16 protein-coding genes are annotated in these 16,645 nt (G+C 58.5%); all 16 read left to right on the forward strand.

The window, feature by feature from the left end; genetic code table 11:
• The first annotated feature begins 20 nt into the window (after positions 1-20).
• The 16 genes from fliF to flhF all read left to right on the forward strand — a co-directional run bounded on the left by fliF (position 21) and on the right by flhF (position 16,618).
• Entirely contained in the window at positions 21-1,727 is a 1,707-nt protein-coding gene (fliF, locus tag G5253_RS02670) for a flagellar basal-body MS-ring/collar protein FliF (RefSeq protein WP_266134068.1), read from the forward strand.
• Entirely contained in the window at positions 1,720-2,781 is a 1,062-nt protein-coding gene (fliG, locus tag G5253_RS02675; RefSeq protein WP_266134067.1) for a flagellar motor switch protein FliG, read from the forward strand. Before fliF ends, fliG begins: the two co-directional genes overlap by 8 nt.
• Before the next feature lie 68 nt (positions 2,782-2,849).
• Complete coding sequence (gene fliH / locus G5253_RS02680; protein ID WP_266134066.1) at positions 2,850-3,668, forward strand: flagellar assembly protein FliH; 819 nt, start codon at positions 2,850-2,852, stop codon at positions 3,666-3,668.
• 52 nt (positions 3,669-3,720) lie between these two features.
• Positions 3,721-5,052 (forward strand): flagellar protein export ATPase FliI, encoded by a 1,332-nt coding sequence (gene fliI, locus G5253_RS02685; RefSeq protein WP_266134065.1) that lies wholly within the window; start codon positions 3,721-3,723, stop codon positions 5,050-5,052.
• 27 nt (positions 5,053-5,079) lie between these two features.
• Positions 5,080-5,520, forward strand: a complete 441-nt coding sequence (gene fliJ, locus G5253_RS02690) for a flagellar export protein FliJ (RefSeq protein WP_421202635.1) — start codon at positions 5,080-5,082, stop codon at positions 5,518-5,520.
• A gap of 67 nt (positions 5,521-5,587) precedes the next feature.
• On the forward strand, positions 5,588-7,522 hold the full coding sequence (locus G5253_RS02695) for a flagellar hook-length control protein FliK (RefSeq protein ID WP_266134063.1): 1,935 nt from the start codon (positions 5,588-5,590) through the stop codon (positions 7,520-7,522).
• Positions 7,523-7,579: 57 nt separating this feature from the next.
• The gene (gene fliL, locus G5253_RS02700; protein ID WP_227341088.1) at positions 7,580-8,095 is read left to right on the forward strand and encodes a flagellar basal body-associated protein FliL; all 516 of its coding nucleotides are present in this window, start codon (positions 7,580-7,582) and stop codon (positions 8,093-8,095) included.
• A 7-nt stretch (positions 8,096-8,102) separates the two neighbouring features.
• Positions 8,103-9,173 (forward strand): flagellar motor switch protein FliM, encoded by a 1,071-nt coding sequence (gene fliM / locus G5253_RS02705; protein WP_005343961.1) that lies wholly within the window; start codon positions 8,103-8,105, stop codon positions 9,171-9,173.
• A 49-nt stretch (positions 9,174-9,222) separates the two neighbouring features.
• Entirely contained in the window at positions 9,223-9,615 is a 393-nt protein-coding gene (fliN, locus tag G5253_RS02710; protein ID WP_005343964.1) for a flagellar motor switch protein FliN, read from the forward strand.
• On the forward strand, positions 9,612-9,992 hold the full coding sequence (gene fliO / locus G5253_RS02715; protein ID WP_216951810.1) for a flagellar biosynthetic protein FliO: 381 nt from the start codon (positions 9,612-9,614) through the stop codon (positions 9,990-9,992). The genes fliN and fliO overlap by 4 nt, the downstream gene beginning before the upstream one ends.
• The gene (gene fliP, locus G5253_RS02720; protein ID WP_216951809.1) at positions 9,979-10,752 is read left to right on the forward strand and encodes a flagellar type III secretion system pore protein FliP; all 774 of its coding nucleotides are present in this window, start codon (positions 9,979-9,981) and stop codon (positions 10,750-10,752) included. The genes fliO and fliP overlap by 14 nt, the downstream gene beginning before the upstream one ends.
• 25 nt (positions 10,753-10,777) lie before the next feature.
• Positions 10,778-11,047, forward strand: a complete 270-nt coding sequence (gene fliQ, locus G5253_RS02725) for a flagellar biosynthesis protein FliQ (protein ID WP_005334727.1) — start codon at positions 10,778-10,780, stop codon at positions 11,045-11,047.
• Positions 11,044-11,841, forward strand: coding sequence for a flagellar biosynthetic protein FliR (gene fliR, locus G5253_RS02730; protein ID WP_216951808.1), 798 nt, complete (start codon positions 11,044-11,046; stop codon positions 11,839-11,841). The genes fliQ and fliR overlap by 4 nt, the downstream gene beginning before the upstream one ends.
• On the forward strand, positions 11,834-12,964 hold the full coding sequence (gene flhB / locus G5253_RS02735; RefSeq protein ID WP_216951807.1) for a flagellar biosynthesis protein FlhB: 1,131 nt from the start codon (positions 11,834-11,836) through the stop codon (positions 12,962-12,964). The genes fliR and flhB overlap by 8 nt, the downstream gene beginning before the upstream one ends.
• A gap of 107 nt (positions 12,965-13,071) precedes the next feature.
• Positions 13,072-15,177: a flagellar biosynthesis protein FlhA gene (flhA, locus tag G5253_RS02740; protein ID WP_216951806.1), complete on the forward strand. Its 2,106-nt coding sequence runs from the start codon at positions 13,072-13,074 to the stop codon at positions 15,175-15,177.
• 16 nt (positions 15,178-15,193) lie between these two features.
• Positions 15,194-16,618, forward strand: coding sequence for a flagellar biosynthesis protein FlhF (gene flhF, locus G5253_RS02745; protein WP_227341085.1), 1,425 nt, complete (start codon positions 15,194-15,196; stop codon positions 16,616-16,618).
• Positions 16,619-16,645: the final 27 nt, after the last annotated feature.

A 16,645-nucleotide genomic window follows, 5' to 3' on the forward strand; every position in this document is an offset into this window, starting at 1 on the left:
CAGCAATAAGGACATAAATCGTGGCTACTGACCAAAATGGCGATCTGCTGATAAACGATGAGGGCACCGCCGCCCTCGATGCCAACGAGCAGAAGAGCTCGGCACTGGGATTCTTGTCCAATACCGATGTACTGCGCCAGATCACTCTGATCCTGGGGCTTGCCATCTGCCTCGCCATCGCCGTCTTCATCCTGCTGTGGGGCAAGGAGCCGGATATGCGCCCTCTTGGCACCTATACCACTCAGGAGCTGGTCAAGACCCTCGACTTCCTCGATCAGCAGAAGATCCCCTATGAGGTCGATGGCAAGAGCGTGCTGGTCAGTGCCGAGAACTTTGCCAGTATCCGGTTGGCACTGACCCGGGCCGGCCTCACCAATGCGGCCGATGTAGCCAATGGTGGAGAGGATATTCTGCTCAAGGACTCCAGTTTCGGTGTCAGCCAGCGGATGGAGGCCGAGCGCCTCAAGTTGAGTCGCGAGCGCCAGTTGGCGAGCGCCATTGAACAGTTCCAGAATGTGGCCAAGGCCCAGGTGCTGCTGGCCATCCCCAAAGATAACGTCTTTGCCCGCAACGAGCGCAAGCCCAGTGCTACCGTGGTACTCAACCTGAAAGGGGCGGCACTGGGGCAGGGGGAGGTGGACTCCATCGTCGATATGGTGGCCTCTGCGGTACATGGCCTGGAGCCGACTCGTGTCACCGTCACCGACCAGAATGGCCGCCTGCTTAATTCCGGCTCCCAGGATCCCGTCTCTGCCCAGACGCGCAAGGAATTTGCGATGCAACAGAAGCAGGAGCTGGAGTACAAGCAAAAAATTGACGCCATTCTGATCCCGGTGCTTGGCGCCGACAATTATACGGCGGAAGTGGATCTCTCCCTCGACTTCTCCCAGCAGGAGCAGACCCGCAAAACCTACAACCCGGATCTGCCTGCAGTGCGCTCCGAGATGACGTTGGAAGAGAACAGCTCCGGCGGCAGCAATGGCGGAGTGCCGGGGGCTCTCAGCAACCAGCCCCCTGCCGCGTCCAATATTCCTGAACAGGCCACTGGCGGTGATGGGGCCAGCGCTGCTGCCTCGGGGCGTTCTCGCAAAGAGGCGACCCGCAACTTCGAACTGGATACCACCGTCAGCCATACCCGGCGTCAGATGGGGGGCATTCGCCGCATGACCGTCTCGGTCGCGGTGGATTACAAGGCGGTGCCCGGTGCCGACGGGGCTGTGACCCGCGAAGCGCGCACCCAGGCGGAACTCGATACCCTGCGCCGTTTGCTGAGCGGTGGCCTTGGCTTTGATGTGACCCGTGGTGATACCCTCGAGGTGGTCGCCATTCCGTTCAATCGTCCCGAGCTTGATACCGTGGCCGAGGTGCCGCTCTACGATCAGCCCTGGTTCTGGCGTGCGGTACGGATTGCCGCCTCGGTACTGGTGATTATTGTCTTGATCGTCACCGTGGTTCGCCCCATGCTCAAGCGGTTGCTCTATCCGGATGCCAAGCCGGAAGGGGAAGTTGACTTTGACAACCACACCGTATTGGGTGGTGACGACGAGCTCAGCTTGCTGGCAGCCCAGGTTGAGGGAGAGCAGGTATTCGGGGTGCGCGATGGTCAGCTGAAACTGCCGGATCTGCACCGTGACGAAGATTTGCTCAAGGCGGTGCGTGCGCTGGTGGCGAACGAACCGGATCTGGCCGCTCAGGTCATTAAAGAGTGGGTAACCAAAGATGCCTGAAGAAACTAAAAGCCAGGTGACCGGCAACGACATTACCGACAGCCAGCGCCAGTTGCTGGATCAGATGTCCGGTATGGAGATGGCGGCTGTATTGATGTTGAGCCTCAACGAAGAGGATGCCGCCCAGATCTTCCGCCATCTCGAACCCAAGCAGGTGCAGCGGCTCGGTATGTCGATGGCCTCCATGTCCGATTTCAGTCACGATCGGGTGGCGGCGGTGCACCGTCAATTCATCGACGATATCCAGAAGTACACCAACATAGGTATCGGTAGTGAAGACTTTGTGCGCAAGGCGTTGGTGGCGGCCCTTGGCGAGGACAAGGCGAGCAATCTGGTGGACCAGATCATTCTCGGTTCCGGCGCCCGTGGCCTCGATTCGCTCAAGTGGATGGATGCCCGTCAGGTGGCCAGCATCATCCAGAACGAACACCCGCAGATCCAGACCATAGTGCTCTCCTATCTGGAGCCGGAGCAGTCCGCCGAGATCCTGAGCCAGTTCCCGGAGCAGGTGCGCCTCGATCTGGTGATGCGTATCGCCAACCTCGAAGAGGTACAACCGGCGGCACTGCAAGAGTTGAACGACATCATGGAGAAACAGTTCGCCGGTGCGGCCGGTGCCCAGGCTGCCAAGATGGGCGGCCTGAAGGCAGCCGCCAACATCATGAACTATCTGGATACCAATATCGAAGGCCAGTTGATGGACTCCATCCGCGAGTCGGACGAAGAGATGAGCCAGCAGATCCAGGATTTGATGTTCGTGTTCGAAAACCTCATCGATGTGGACGATCGCGGCATCCAGACCATGCTGCGGGAAGTGCCTGGGGATCTGTTGCAGCGCGCCCTCAAGGGGTCCGACGATCAGATGCGCGAGAAGATCTTCAAGAACATGTCGAAACGGGCGGCAGAAATGCTGGCAGACGATCTGGAGGCCATGGGGCCGATCCGGGTCTCCGAGGTGGAGGCTGCCCAGAAGGAGATCCTCTCCATCGCCCGCCGTCTGGCGGATGCCGGCGAGATCATGCTGGGTTCCGGCGGTGGCGAGGAGTTCCTCTAAACCATGGCCAACTCATGTAACCTGTCTGCCGCCCAGTATGTTGTCTTGGCAAGGAGCGGCGCGAATAGATGAACAACAAGCTGCGTGGTTATGTGCGGCCTGAAGGGGAAGAGACCCGGGTAGAGGCCTGGGGCTGGCCCGAAATGGACGTGGTGGCTGAGGCCGAGACCAATGCGCTCGGTCTTGCACCTGACTGGTATCAGCAGGAAGAGGAGGTGGTGGAGCCGGAACCCGAGCAGGAGCCGACCCCCAGCATCACCGCCGAAGAGCTCGAAGCGATCCGTCAGGCCGCCTGGGAAGAGGGACTGACCGAAGGGCGCGAGGCCGGTTTTGCCAAGGGGCTCGAAGAGGGCAAGCTGGAAGGATTGCAACAGGGTCATGCTGCAGGTCTCGAACAGGGGCGCGAGGAGGGGCTGGCCATGGGGCGCGATCTGGTGGAGCAGGAGATCGCCCACTGGCAGGGTCTCGCCGCACGCCTTGCCAATCCCCTGAGCGCGCTGGATCTGGCGGTAGAGCAGCAACTGGTCTCGCTGGTGATGCAACTGGCCCGCGCGCTCATTCGCCATGAAGCAGAGACCTCGCCCCGCATCCTGCTGGAGGCGCTCAAGGAGGGGCTGGCGTTGCTGCCTGCCGCCGAGCAGGGGGTGACTCTGATGCTGCATCCCGATGACATCACGCGAATCGAGCAGGCATTTGGCGCCGACGAGTGCGCCAAGCGGCACTGGCGACTGCAGAGCGATCCCACCCTCTCCCCCGGCGATCTGCAACTGGTCACCGAGCTCTCCAGCATCGATCTGACCCTCTCCGGGCGCATCGATCAGCTGCTGCGCAACTTCTTGCGGGACAATGCGTCGCAGAAACCGGCTTCGCAGGATTCACGCCCATAACCGATGCCGGACGTTGCCGTCCGGCTGCACTTTTTAGCTCTCAGGAGGCCAGATGAGCGGCTCGCTACTGAACCGGTTGCAAGGGTACAAGGTTCGCGACAGCGCCCCCAAACCGCCGGTTGCTGGCAAATTGACCCGGGTGGTGGGGCTGACCCTCGAAGCCATCGGCTGCCGCGCCGCCATCGGTGCCCTCTGTCGCATCGATACCCTTGATGGCACGCTGGAGGCTGAAGTGGTCGGTTTTTCTGGCGATCGCCTCTATCTGATGCCGAGCGAGCAGCTCAAGGGGGTGATCCCCGGTGCCCGGGTGGTGCCCATCACCGAAGAGCACGGCATTCCGGTTGGGATGAACCTGCTTGGTCGGGTCATCGACGGCATCGGCCAGCCACTCGATGGCCTCGGCCCCATTCTCTCCTCCCAGACCGTGCAGTTTGCCCAGCATCGCATCAACCCGCTCTCTCGCCGCCCGATCCATCAGCCGATGGACGTGGGGGTGCGTGCCATCAACGCCGTGCTGACGGTGGGTCAGGGCCAGCGGATGGGGCTGTTTGCCGGTTCCGGTGTCGGCAAATCGGTGCTGCTGGGCATGATGACCCGCGGCTCGGTGGCGGATGTGGTGGTGGTCGGCCTCATCGGTGAACGGGGCCGGGAGGTGAAAGAGTTTATCGAGGAGATCCTGGGCGAGGAGGGGCGAGCCCGCTCCGTGGTGGTAGCGGCTCCCGCCGATGCCTCGCCGCTGATGCGGCTAAAGGGGTGTGAAACGGCGCTGGCCATTGCCGAGTATTTTCGCGATCAGGGGCTCAACGTGTTGCTCTTGATGGACTCTCTTACCCGTTATGCCCAGGCCCAGCGTGAGATCGCCCTGGCGGTGGGCGAGCCGCCAGCGACCAAGGGCTATCCACCGTCGGTATTTGCCAAATTACCGGCGCTGGTGGAGCGGGCGGGCAACGGCAGTGACGGCCAGGGCTCCATCACGGCATTCTTCACCGTACTGACCGAGGGGGATGACCTGCAAGATCCCATTGCCGATGCGGCGCGGGCGATCCTCGATGGCCACATAGTGCTGTCGCGCGAGCTGGCCGATGCGGGCCACTATCCGGCTATCGACATCGAGAAGTCCATCAGCCGGGTTATGCCCATGGTCACTTCGCCGGAACATATGGATCTGGCGCGCACCCTCAAGCAGTTCTACTCCCTCTATCAGCAGAACCGGGATCTCATCACCATCGGTGCCTATAGTCAGGGTTCCGATCCGCGCATTGACCGCGCCATCATTCAAAAACCCTATCTGGATCAGTTCTTGCAGCAGGGGATGCGCGAGGTCATTCACTACGATGATGGCCTGCAAGCCTTGCAGATGGTGGCGATGCCATTGATGCGCTGATGATGGTCGGTAACAGAGAGGTCGACGATGAGTAAAGGGTTGGTATTGTTGGCCGATCGGCTGGTGGAGGCGGAGCAGCAGTGTGCGCTGGCACTGGTGAAGGCGCAGCAGGATCTCAAGCTGTTCATGGATCAGCAAAATGCCCTCAACCAGTACCGCCAGATCTATCACCAGCAGTGGACCGATCGCGGCCTGCAAGGGATTTCACCTCAGCAAAACACCCAGTATCACGCCTTTATGAACAAGCTCGAACAGGCGGCGACCCAGCAATACGAAGGGGTGCTGCAGGTGCGTCAGGCGCTGGAGCAACGTCGTGGAGAGTGGCTGGCTGCCCAGCAGCGACGCAAGGCGGTAGAGCTGTTGCTGGAGAAGCAGGCGAGCCGCGAGCAGCAGAAAGCTCTGCGTCAGGAGCAGAAGATGCTGGATGAGTACGCCATGTTGCGGCGTTTTCATCAATCTGGCCTGTAACTTGCTTTGATCTGGACATTGTCGGCGGCCATCTCGTAGGGGGCCGCCAGAATTCAGGGATGCCATCATGATGCAGACAGTGTTGACACAAACGCCTTCGGCTGCGGCCAACGGATTGGACAAAGCGCCTCCGAGCAGCTCAGTCGAGAGCAATGGCATCGATCTGGGGGGGCGCGACAGCAAGGGTGATTTCGCCACTCTGATTGCCAAGGCCCGGAACAGCGAACAGGGCGCCGCCGAGGCTACTCAGGGCGATAAAAATGTCCGATCAGCCAAATCTTTGGCGACCGAGGGCGCCTCTCCCAAAGAGGAGGCCAGCAAGGAGCAGGAGCCTGGCGCCGACAACAAGGCGGAGGAGCTCCCTGCCACCGACTTTCTGCTCCGTCTGCAAGACTCCCTCAAGCTCGATACCTCGCTAGTGACACCCCAACTGGCGGTGGCGGCCCAACAGAGCGCCACTGCGGCAGACGGCAATCCGTTGCCGCAAGAGGGTGCGCTGGAGGGGATTGCGCTTGATGAAAGCGAGCAGTCCCCTGCAACTGTCAGGACTGTACGCCAACTTGCCGATCAGTCCGGGGCGCAGTCGCTTCTGGCTACGACTGGTAAATCTTCCCTTGAAACTCCGGTTTCACTCTCTGCAGGAGGAGTGATTGAGCAGGGCGACGCCTCGACCGCCGTACTGTCCTCCGCTCCCAACACTTCTGAGGGGAAGGATGCCGCCGCCACCCAAGATGGTCAGCCCGGGGAGAAAGTCTCTGCCAAGGGTGAAACTCTCGGGGCAGATGGCAAGCTCACCAAGCCCCTTACGGGGGCTGAGCGGATGGCCCAACTGGCCAGGGTGTTGCCGGTTGAGGCGTCCGCCAATGCGGCAAATAGTGGTGAGTCACCCGCAGTGAAAGAGGGAGATGACAGCAAATCCGACCCCGCTGCCAGCAGCGTCGTGACCGGCAAGGGACAAGCTGCTCAAGCCGCGACTCAGGGGGCGGTGCTCAAGGCATTCGGTGAGGGGGGCAAACAACCAGATGCGGGTAGCTCAACCACTTCTACTGCCGTAGAGAGCATCGCTAATGGGGCTGGCAAGGGAGTTGATAAGAGTAGCGCCGAGGGGGGACAGCAGGCAGCGACAACCACATCCTCCAATCCAGGTGCGGCGCAAGTGACGACAGTGCAAAGTGCCACAGCCCAGAGCAGCGTGACGCCAAATGTGACGACTCAGACCGATAGCGCTGCCGCACCCGTGATGGTGGCGCCGCAGCAGGTGTTGGCGCAGGCCGAATCTCAGGGGCCGCAAGCACCGCTGTCGAGCATTTCAGCCGGGATCAGGCAGATGGAAGTGACGGGCACCGACGAGGTGCGCAAAGCGGTTTCGCTTGAGGTAAAACCGAAGGCCGGTGAGTCTGAGAAGAGTCTTGTCGCTACGACATCGAGCAGCGAGAGCAGCCAGAGCCAGACTGTACAGCATGGCCAGAACAGCCAGCCTCAGCCCCAGGTGGCCGACAGCCGGGCGCCCGCCGCTGAGGGCACGTTGCGCCGTGAACCGCAGAATTTACCCCATTTGAAACTGTCTAGTCAGGAAGCACCCGCCGAATTGCACCAGAAGGTAAACCTGATGCTGGCCGACAAGCTGCAGCAGGCCGAGCTTCAGCTAGACCCCATCGGCCTTGGCAAGATGAAGATCAAGATCCAGATCGACGCATCCAGCCAGGCGAGCGTCCATTTTGTAGTCCAGCACGGACAGACCCGTGAGATGCTGGAGCAGGCGATGCCCCGTCTGCGTGAAATGCTGGCGGGGCAGGGGATCCAGCTTGGCCAGACCCAGGTGCAGCAGCAGTCACAACAGTCACCGCAGCAACAACAGCAGGGTCAGTCGGCGTTTGCCGGGCAGGGACAATCAGGAGAGGGACACTCCGGTCATAGCCATCTTGACGGGGAGGTCACTACGACCAACCCCAATTTGTCGGTGGAATCGACAAACGGTTCAGGAATAGATTTCTATGCTTGATGCAATCCCGAGTAAGTTTATGATATCGAACAAGTTTGAGACTAGGGTGGACAAGGGATGGCTGACGATAACGAATTGACGCTAAAAGACCCGGCTGCGGGCAAGAAAAAGAAGCTGATTATTATCATTGCCCTGGCGGTCATTTTGCTGGGCGGTGGTGGAGCTGGCGCCTGGCTTATGCTGTCCGGCTCGGATACCCCCCCTGCCGAAGCGGCGGAGGGTGCTGAGGCCAAACCCAAGGTGGAAGCACCCCAGCCATCCCTTTATGTCGGGATGCCGCGTCCCTTTGTCTTCAACGTCGCGGGAGCCCAGCGGGATCGACTGGTGCAGATCAAGATCCAGCTGATGGTGCGCGGCACCGCCGACGAGACGCTGGCCAAACAGAATATACCCCTGATTGAAGGCACCTTGCTGCGGGTGTTCAGTGCAGCCAGTGCCGAACAGCTGATGACCTTTGAAGGCAAGGAGAAGCTGCGCAAGGATTCACTGGAAGAGTGCCGTCGGGTGCTTAAGGACCTGGTCTCTTCCCCCGTTATCGAACAAGTGCTGTTTACCGGCTTTGTAATGCAGTAGGTGAAGCGTGAGCGATCTGTTAAGTCAGGACGAAATTGATGCCCTCTTGCACGGTGTCGATGATGTCGAAGAGGAAGAGATAGGCGGCGCCGGAGACCCCGGCGTTGCCCAGTTTGACTTCTCTTCCCAGGACCGCATCGTCCGTGGCCGGATGCCGACCCTGGAGCTGGTGAACGAACGTTTTGCTCGCCACATGCGGATCAGCCTGTTCAACATGATGCGTCGTACCGCCGAGGTCTCCATCAACGGGGTGCAGATGCTGAAGTTTGGTGAGTATGTTCACACCCTGTTCGTGCCGACCAGCCTCAATATGGTGCGTTTCCGGCCATTGAAAGGAACCGCACTCATCACCATGGAGGCACGACTGGTTTTCATCCTGGTGGAGAACTTCTTCGGTGGTGACGGGCGCTACCACGCCAAGATTGAGGGGCGCGAGTTCACGCCGACCGAGCGACGGATCATCCAGATGCTGCTCAAACTGGTGTTTGAGGATTACAAGGATGCCTGGGCGCCGGTGATGGACGTAGGGTTCGAGTATCTCGACTCTGAAGTGAACCCGGCGATGGCCAACATCGTCAGCCCGACCGAAGTGATTGTGGTGAGCTCGTTTCACATCGAACTCGATGGTGGCGGCGGCGATTTCCACGTGGCCATGCCCTACTCCATGCTGGAGCCGATCCGTGAACTGCTCGATGCCGGTGTACAGAGTGACAAGGGTGACACAGACGTGCGCTGGAGCAAGGCACTTCGTGACGAGATCATGGATGTAAAGGTCGAGTTGAGGGCCAAACTGCTGGAGACCGAACTCACTCTGCGTGAACTGATGGAGCTGCAGCCGGGAGATATTATTCCGGTCGACATGCCCGAACATTTGCTGGTCTACGTGGAAGATTTGCCCACCTTCCATGCCAAGATGGGGCGGACCAAGGAGAATGTGGCACTCAAGATCACCGACAAGCTCAAGCGCCCGGAAGGGGTCAAGACCGAGATGCATCTGGTGACCCGGGGTGGTGTACGTATCGATGGTGAGGCCGAGCTTGAAGAGCTTGAGCGCAGCATCGAAGAACAACAGCGTTAATCGACGGTTTGCAGTTATTGATCGTCACGAAGTGGTATAAGGAAACAAGATGAGCGGAACAGAGGAAGAGGATCTGATGGCTGATGCCTGGGCGGCAGCACTGGAGGAGCAGGTGACGGCGGAAGCCAAACCGGCCCCGCTGGAAGAGCTCAAGGACGATGCCCCTATCAGTGCCGAGGAGCGGCGCAAGCTTGACACCATTCTGGATATTCCGGTCACCATCTCGATGGAGGTCGGTCGCAGCCAGATTAGCATTCGTAACCTGCTGCAGCTCAACCAGGGCTCGGTCGTGGAGCTGGATAGGGTGGCGGGCGAGCCCCTCGACGTGCTGGTTAACGGTACCCTGATCGCTCACGGCGAGGTGGTGGTGGTGAACGACAAGTTCGGTATTCGCCTGACCGACGTCATCAGCCAGATTGAACGGATTAAGAAACTCAAATGATGCGTCTGCTGCTGTTGTGGCTGCCATTGCCGGTGTTTGCCGAGGTGGGGGGGGCCGCCAACCCTCCCAGCCTGAGTTCCTGGCTGCTCTCCAGCCTGATGGTGATCGGGCTTATTCTGGTGCTGGGTTTCTTGCTCAAGAAGAGCAAAATTGCCACCGCCATGGGGGGCGGGCAGATGAGAGTGATTGCTACGCTGCCTGTGGGCTACAAGGAGAAGTTGCTGGTGGTCAAGGTGGGTGAGCAGCAGCTGCTGGTCGGCGTAACGCCGCAGCAGGTCAACTTTCTCTATCGGCTGGAGGAGCCGCTGGACGAACAGCAGCCGCAGGCATTTTCCCAGCAGCTGGGTAAGTTGATGGGCAAACATGAAAAAAACTAACGGCTTGTTGTGGCAAAGCGGATTGCTGGCTAGCCTGTTGATTTCGCTGTTTTGCGCCTGGCCTGCGTTGGCGCAGGACGGCATGTCGGCAGTGACCGTCAAGACCATGGGGGATGGCTCTCAGGAGTACAGCCTGACCCTGCAGGTGCTGGCGTTGATGACGGCACTTTCATTCCTGCCGGCAATGGTCATCATGATGACCTCGTTTACCCGTATCATCATAGTGTTGGGTATCTTGCGTCAGGCGATCGGTCTGCAACAGAGCCCCTCCAATCAGGTGTTGATCGGCATCGCCCTGTTCATGTCGTTCTTCATCATGTCGCCTGTGCTGGATCGCATAAATGACGAGGCACTGCAGCCCTATCTGGCCGAAACCATTGAGGCCAAGGAGGCGCTGGAACGGGCTGAATTGCCCATCCACCAGTTCATGCTGGCCCAGACCCGGATCAAGGATCTCAATACTTTTATGGAGATCGCCAACGTGCAGGTGGAGAAGCCTGCCGATGTGCCGCTGCGGGTGCTGATCCCGGCCTTTGTCACCAGCGAACTGAAAACAGCCTTCCAGATTGGCTTTATGCTGTTCTTGCCGTTTCTGGTCATCGATCTGGTGGTCGCCAGTATCTTGATGGCGATGGGGATGATGATGCTCTCGCCGATGATCGTCTCGTTGCCTTTCAAACTGATGCTGTTTGTGATGGTGGATGGCTGGAACCTGATCCTGGGTTCGCTGGCCAACAGTTTCGGACTGGGTGCCGGTTAACCGGTCCCATGCAAGGAGCCCGAACATGAGTCCAGAAACCTTTGTCGATGTATTTCGTGAGGCGCTCTGGCTGGTCAATATCATGGTCAGCGCCGTGATCCTGCCCAGCCTCGCTATCGGGTTGGTGGTAGCCATCTTTCAGGCCGCCACCTCCATCAACGAACAGACCTTGAGCTTTCTGCCCCGTCTCATCGTGACCCTTTTGGCCCTAGGGATTGGTGCTCACTGGGGAATGCAGAGTCTGATGGACTTCTTCATCCTGATGGTCAATCAAATTCCCGAGGTGGTGGGGTGACCTATACCACCGCTCTGATCATGGAGTGGTTGTCGTCCATTCTCTGGCCACTGGCTAGAATAAGCAGCCTTTTCATGGTGATGGCGGTATTTGGCAGCCGGCTGGTCGCCGCTCGGATCAGGTTGGGGCTGGCGGTAGCCGTGACGTTTCTGGTTGCTCCTCTGCTCCCTCCCATGCCCCCAGTGGAGCTCTTCTCTGCCGGCAGTTTTCTGGTCTTGGGCCAGCAGCTGCTGATCGGTATTGCGCTGGGGTTGATGACCCAGTTTCTGATGGAAAGCTTCGTGATGGCGGGGCAGGTGATAGCCATGCAAACCAGTCTGGGTTTTGCCACCCTGGTGGATCCGATGAATGGCCAGTCGGCCCCTGTGGTCGGTCAGTTTTATCTGATGCTGGCGACTCTGGTATTTCTGGCGCTTGATGGTCATCTGGTGATGCTACGCCTGGTTATCCTCAGTTTTGAGACGCTACCCATCTCCGATAGCGGTCTGTCACTCTCTTCTATGCAAACCCTGAGCGCGTTCCTGGGGGTCATGTATCAGGCCTCGCTGGTGATGGCCCTCTCTGCCATCGTGGCGCTGTTGCTTATCAACTTCGCTTTTGGCGTGATGACCCGGGCAGCCCCCCAGCTCAATATTTTCAGTATCGGTTTTGCCGTCAGCATGATGTCGGGTTTGCTTATCCTCTGGCTTACGATCGGCGGGTTCCTCGGTCATTTCGACACCTTGTGGGAGCGGGTGCAGGAGGTCAGTTGCGAGCTGATTGACACCCAATGTTTCGGAGGTGTCAATGGCTGATACCGACCAGGAACGTACCGAACAACCCACGGGCAAACGACTGCAACAGGCCCGTGAAAAAGGGCAGATTGCACGTTCAAAGGAGCTGGGAACAGCCAGTGTGCTGTTGTCAGCCGTATTTGGCCTGCTGTTTATCAAGGGTTACCTGGCGAACGCCATGCTCAAGGTGGTGACCATGGGCTTCACGCTGAACAGAGAGCAGGCTTTCGATCCCAATGCCATGGTTGCCATGGTGCCGGCGCTGCTGGGGGAACTGGTATTTCCGCTCGGATTGCTATTCGCTCTGGTCGCTATTGCAGCTTTTATCGGCAATATCCTGATGGGGGGGATGAACTTCTCCACTGAAGCAATGATGCCGAAATTCAGCAAGATGAGCCCCATCAGCGGGTTCAAGCGGATGTTTGGGGTGCAGTCACTGATTGAGCTGGTCAAGTCCATCGCCAAGGTGGTGTTCATCACCCTGTTTGCCTGGTGGATGCTCTCCAGCCAGTTTGATCATCTGCTCAACCTCTCCATGGAGGGATTCCCCGGTGGGATTATAGATGCCCTCGACCTTTTTTTGTGGATGCTGATTATTCTTTGCTGTGCCCTGTTGCCTATTGTGGCCATCGATGTGCCGTTCCAAAAATGGAACCATATGCGTCAGCTCAAGATGACCAAGCAGGAGGTGAAGGACGAGTTCAAGGATAGCGAGGGTAAACCCGAGGTAAAGGGCAAGATCCGCCAGTTGCAGATGCAGATGGCGATGCGCCGGATGATGGGGGATGTACCCAAGGCTGATGTGGTGATCACCAACCCGACTCACTACTCGGTAGCGCTCAAGTATGATGCGGGCAAACCCGGTGCTGCGCCCAAGGTCTTGGCCAAGGGAACTGATGAAATTGCAATGAAGATCAGGGAGATAGCTAGAGAATACGAGATACCCATCATGCCGTCACCGGCCTTGACCCGGGCTATCTACCACTCTACCGAGTTGGGCCACGAGATCCCGGAAGGGTTGTTTGCGGCAGTTGCCCAGGTTCTGGCCTATGTCTTCCAGCTCAAGAAATTCCGCCGTGGCCAGGGGCGCCGTCCTCAGCCGCTGGCTAAAGATCTGCCCATTCCGACCGAATATCGCAAATGACAAAGTTCTGACGTTGTCAAAATAAATTCATTGCATTTCAATGTGTTGCATTGTTGGCTTAATGTTTGCTTTAATCTGGCACCAGCAGGTTGACATTGAGAAGAGCGATGGAATTCAAGGCAGTATTGGGCCAGTTAAAACAGTCTCGGGGAGTATTGAGCAAAGGCCTTGGTACCCCTCTGCTGGTATTGGCCGCGCTCGGCATGGTGGTGTTGCCCATCCCGCCACTGATGCTGGATGTGCTCTTCTCCTTCAACATTGCGCTCTCTATCGTGGTGCTGCTGGTATCCGTCTATACCCGGCGCCCCCTCGAATTTGCTGCTTTCCCGACCGTATTGCTGCTGGCCACCTTGCTGCGGCTGGCATTGAACGTGGCCTCGACCCGGGTGGTGTTGCTGGAAGGTCACAATGGCAGTGCAGCGGCAGGCCATGTGATCGAGGCATTCGGTAATGTGGTGATCGGCGGTAACTATGCAGTCGGCATCATCGTCTTTACTATCCTGATGATCATCAACTTTGTGGTTATCACCAAGGGGGCCGGGCGGATCGCGGAAGTGAGCGCCCGTTTTACTCTGGATGCGATGCCGGGCAAACAGATGGCCATCGATGCTGATTTGAATGCCGGCCTCATCAACCAGGAAGAGGCGAAGAAGCGTCGCCAGGATGTGACCCAGGAAGCGGACTTCTATGGCTCTATGGATGGTGCTTCCAAGTTCGTCAAAGGGGATGCCATTGCGGGCATCATGATCCTCTTCATCAACATCATCGGCGGCTTTATCATCGGGATGATGCAGCATCATCTTACCTTCAGGGAGTCTGCCGAGATCTATACCCTGCTGGCGATAGGTGACGGTCTGGTGGCGCAGATCCCCTCCCTGTTGCTCTCTATCGCCGCCGCCATCATAGTGACCCGTCAGAATACCGATCAGGATATGGGCACGGCGGTATTGGGCCAACTGTTCGACAATCCCAAGGCCTTGATCATCTCTGCCGGTATCCTGCTGATGATGGGACTGGTGCCGGGGATGCCGCACTTCGCCTTCCTGAGTCTGGGGGCGATCGCTGCCGCTGGAGCCTGGTGGCTGCTGCGCCGCGAGAAGCTGGCGGTAGCCAAAGCAGCCAGCGGCGAGTTGATGCCGACCAGTACTGACCAGCCATCGCATGAACAGAAAGAGTTGAGCTGGGACGATGTGATGCCGGTAGACATCATCGGGCTGGAAGTGGGTTACCAGCTAATCCCGCTGGTGGATCGCAATCAGGGGGGCGAACTGCTCAACCGGATCAAAGGGGTGCGCAAGAAACTCTCGCAAGAACTGGGCTTTCTGGTGCCTGCCGTCCACATCCGCGACAACCTGGATCTGGCACCAAATCAATATCGCATCACCTTGATGGGAGTCAGTACCGGCGAGGCCAGCGTCTACCATGATAAAGAGATGGCCATCAACCCGGGGCAGGTATTCGGCCAAATTCAGGGGATTGCTACCCGGGATCCCGCGTTTGGACTTGAAGCAGTGTGGGTAGCCAAGGAGCAGGTGTCACAGGCGCAGACCCTGGGGTATACAGTGGTGGATACTGCGACCGTAGTTGCCACCCATTTGAGTCAGATCTTGACCAACCATGCCTCACTGTTGCTCGGCCATGACGAGGTACAACAACTGCTCGACATGATTGGCAAACACCAGAGCAAGTTGGTCGAAGGGCTGGTGCCGGAAGTGATCAGCATGGGTAACCTTGTGAAGGTATTGCAGAATTTGCTCAATGAAGGGGTGCCAATCCGCGATATGCGCACTATCCTGCAGACCCTGGTTGAATACGCGCCGCGCAGTCCGGATCCGGAAGTGCTCACCGCGGCTTGCCGGATTGCCCTGCGTCGTCTGATTGTGCAGGAGATTGCCGGCCCAGACCCAGAGCTACCGGTGATAACATTGGCACCTGAATTGGAACGTATATTGCATCAATCCCTGCAGGCGGGTGGAGGTGATGGTGCCGGTATTGAGCCGGGTCTGGCGGAGCGAATGCAGCGCTCGCTGGTGGAAGCCACTCAACGACAAGAATTGGAAGGCCAACCGGCCGTGCTTCTGACATCGGGGATCTTGCGCAATACCCTGGCAAAATTTGTCAAGAATGCCATTCCTGGGTTGCGTGTTCTGTCTTATCAGGAAGTGCCCGACGACAAGCAGATCCGCATCGTCAGTGCGGTAGGGCAGAACTAGTTAGCGGAGACGATGGGTGAAGATTAAGCGGTTTTTTGCCAAGGACATGCGAACGGCTCTGGCCGAGGTCAAGGAGACGCTCGGGCCTGACGCTGTCATCATGTCCAACAAGAAGGTCACCGGAGGGGTAGAGATAGTCGCCGCAGTCGATTATCAATCCCAGGTTCCGGGGCCCAAAGATGCGCCGGTTCGCCGTCAGCTGAACGATGAGAGTGTCAATATTTCGTCTGCTGCTCGGCAGATGACCCGCCCCGAGCCCACAAAGGTTCAGGAACAGAACGAACATTATGCCGATACCCTGGCAGCCTTGCTGGCGCGCCAGCAGAAGCTCAAGCCGGGCAATGGGGCGCCAATGGGCAATACCCAATCGGCCGGTCTGGCCGCTGCCAATGCAGCGCCCAGAACATTGGCCGAGCAGGGGCAATGGGGCGCCGCCCCGGAACCTGTCAAGCCCAAAGCCCGGGTTGCCTCCGCCCAGCGTTCTTCTCAACCTGCTCAGCGGGATCAGGAGATGGAGGGGATGCGCAAGGAGATGGCCAGTATCCGCAAATTGCTGGAGCACCAGATCTCCGGTCTGATGTGGCAGGAAGTTGAGCGACGTGAGCCGATGCGGGCTCTGCTGATCAAGGAGCTCAAAAAGATGGGCTTTGACGATGCGTTTGCCGATCAACTGGCGGGGCTGATCCCTGAAGACATGCCCATCCATCAGGCGATGGCCCAGTTGGCGGAAGTGTTGACGGCTCAGCTCAAGATCAGCGAGGACGAGATTTTACGTCAGGGGGGCGCCGTTGCCCTGCTGGGGCCGACCGGGGTGGGCAAGACCACCACCATCGCCAAATTAGCCGCCCGTTTTGCCATGAAGTATGGTGCCGAGCAGGTGGCCCTTATCACCACTGACAACTACCGGATCGGTGCTCATGAGCAATTACAGACTTATGGCCGGATCATGGGCTGTCCGGTACGTCAGGTGCGTGATGCCGAAGAGCTGGCCAATGCCCTCTATCAGTTCCGCCACCGTCGGCTGGTATTGATCGATACGGCAGGCGTGGGGCAGCGGGATATCCGGCTGACCGAGCAGCTCGATACCCTGGTCAAGAATGCCAAGGTGAGGATCCGCAGCTATCTGGTGATGTCGGCAACCTCCCAGCGTCGGGTAATGCAGGAAGCGGTTGACCATTTCCGGCGCATTCCCTTGAGCGGCTGCATACTTACAAAGTTGGATGAGAGTCTGAATCTGGGCGAAGTAATTAACGTGTGTATCCAGAATGCCTTGCCTATCAGTTACATCACGGATGGGCAGCGGGTTCCGGAAGATATTCAGGTTGCCAATGCGGCGCAGCTTGTCGGCGCGGCCATGGGCTCGCTGGAGCGAGAAACAGAAGAGCCCTATTTCTGGGGCACAGGCTTTGGCGAGGCCGAAGATTCGGAGTTTTATGAGTAACATGTATATGGATCAGGCGAGTGGTCT

The organism is Aeromonas sp. 602658 (assembly GCF_049173005.1).
Lineage (GTDB): Bacteria > Pseudomonadota > Gammaproteobacteria > Enterobacterales > Aeromonadaceae > Aeromonas > Aeromonas veronii_A.

Coding starts and splice junctions, on each gene's coding strand:
- fliH (WP_266134066.1), top strand. CDS start 2,850: ATGAACAACAAGCTGCGTGGTTATGTGCGGCCTGAAGGGGAAGAGACC.
- fliP (WP_216951809.1), top strand. CDS start 9,979: ATGAAAAAAACTAACGGCTTGTTGTGGCAAAGCGGATTGCTGGCTAGC.
- fliL (WP_227341088.1), top strand. CDS start 7,580: ATGGCTGACGATAACGAATTGACGCTAAAAGACCCGGCTGCGGGCAAG.
- flhA (WP_216951806.1), top strand. CDS start 13,072: ATGGAATTCAAGGCAGTATTGGGCCAGTTAAAACAGTCTCGGGGAGTA.
- fliO (WP_216951810.1), top strand. CDS start 9,612: ATGATGCGTCTGCTGCTGTTGTGGCTGCCATTGCCGGTGTTTGCCGAG.
- fliI (WP_266134065.1), top strand. CDS start 3,721: ATGAGCGGCTCGCTACTGAACCGGTTGCAAGGGTACAAGGTTCGCGAC.
- fliJ (WP_421202635.1), top strand. CDS start 5,080: ATGAGTAAAGGGTTGGTATTGTTGGCCGATCGGCTGGTGGAGGCGGAG.
- G5253_RS02695 (WP_266134063.1), top strand. CDS start 5,588: ATGATGCAGACAGTGTTGACACAAACGCCTTCGGCTGCGGCCAACGGA.
- fliQ (WP_005334727.1), top strand. CDS start 10,778: ATGAGTCCAGAAACCTTTGTCGATGTATTTCGTGAGGCGCTCTGGCTG.
- fliG (WP_266134067.1), top strand. CDS start 1,720: ATGCCTGAAGAAACTAAAAGCCAGGTGACCGGCAACGACATTACCGAC.
- fliN (WP_005343964.1), top strand. CDS start 9,223: ATGAGCGGAACAGAGGAAGAGGATCTGATGGCTGATGCCTGGGCGGCA.
- flhB (WP_216951807.1), top strand. CDS start 11,834: ATGGCTGATACCGACCAGGAACGTACCGAACAACCCACGGGCAAACGA.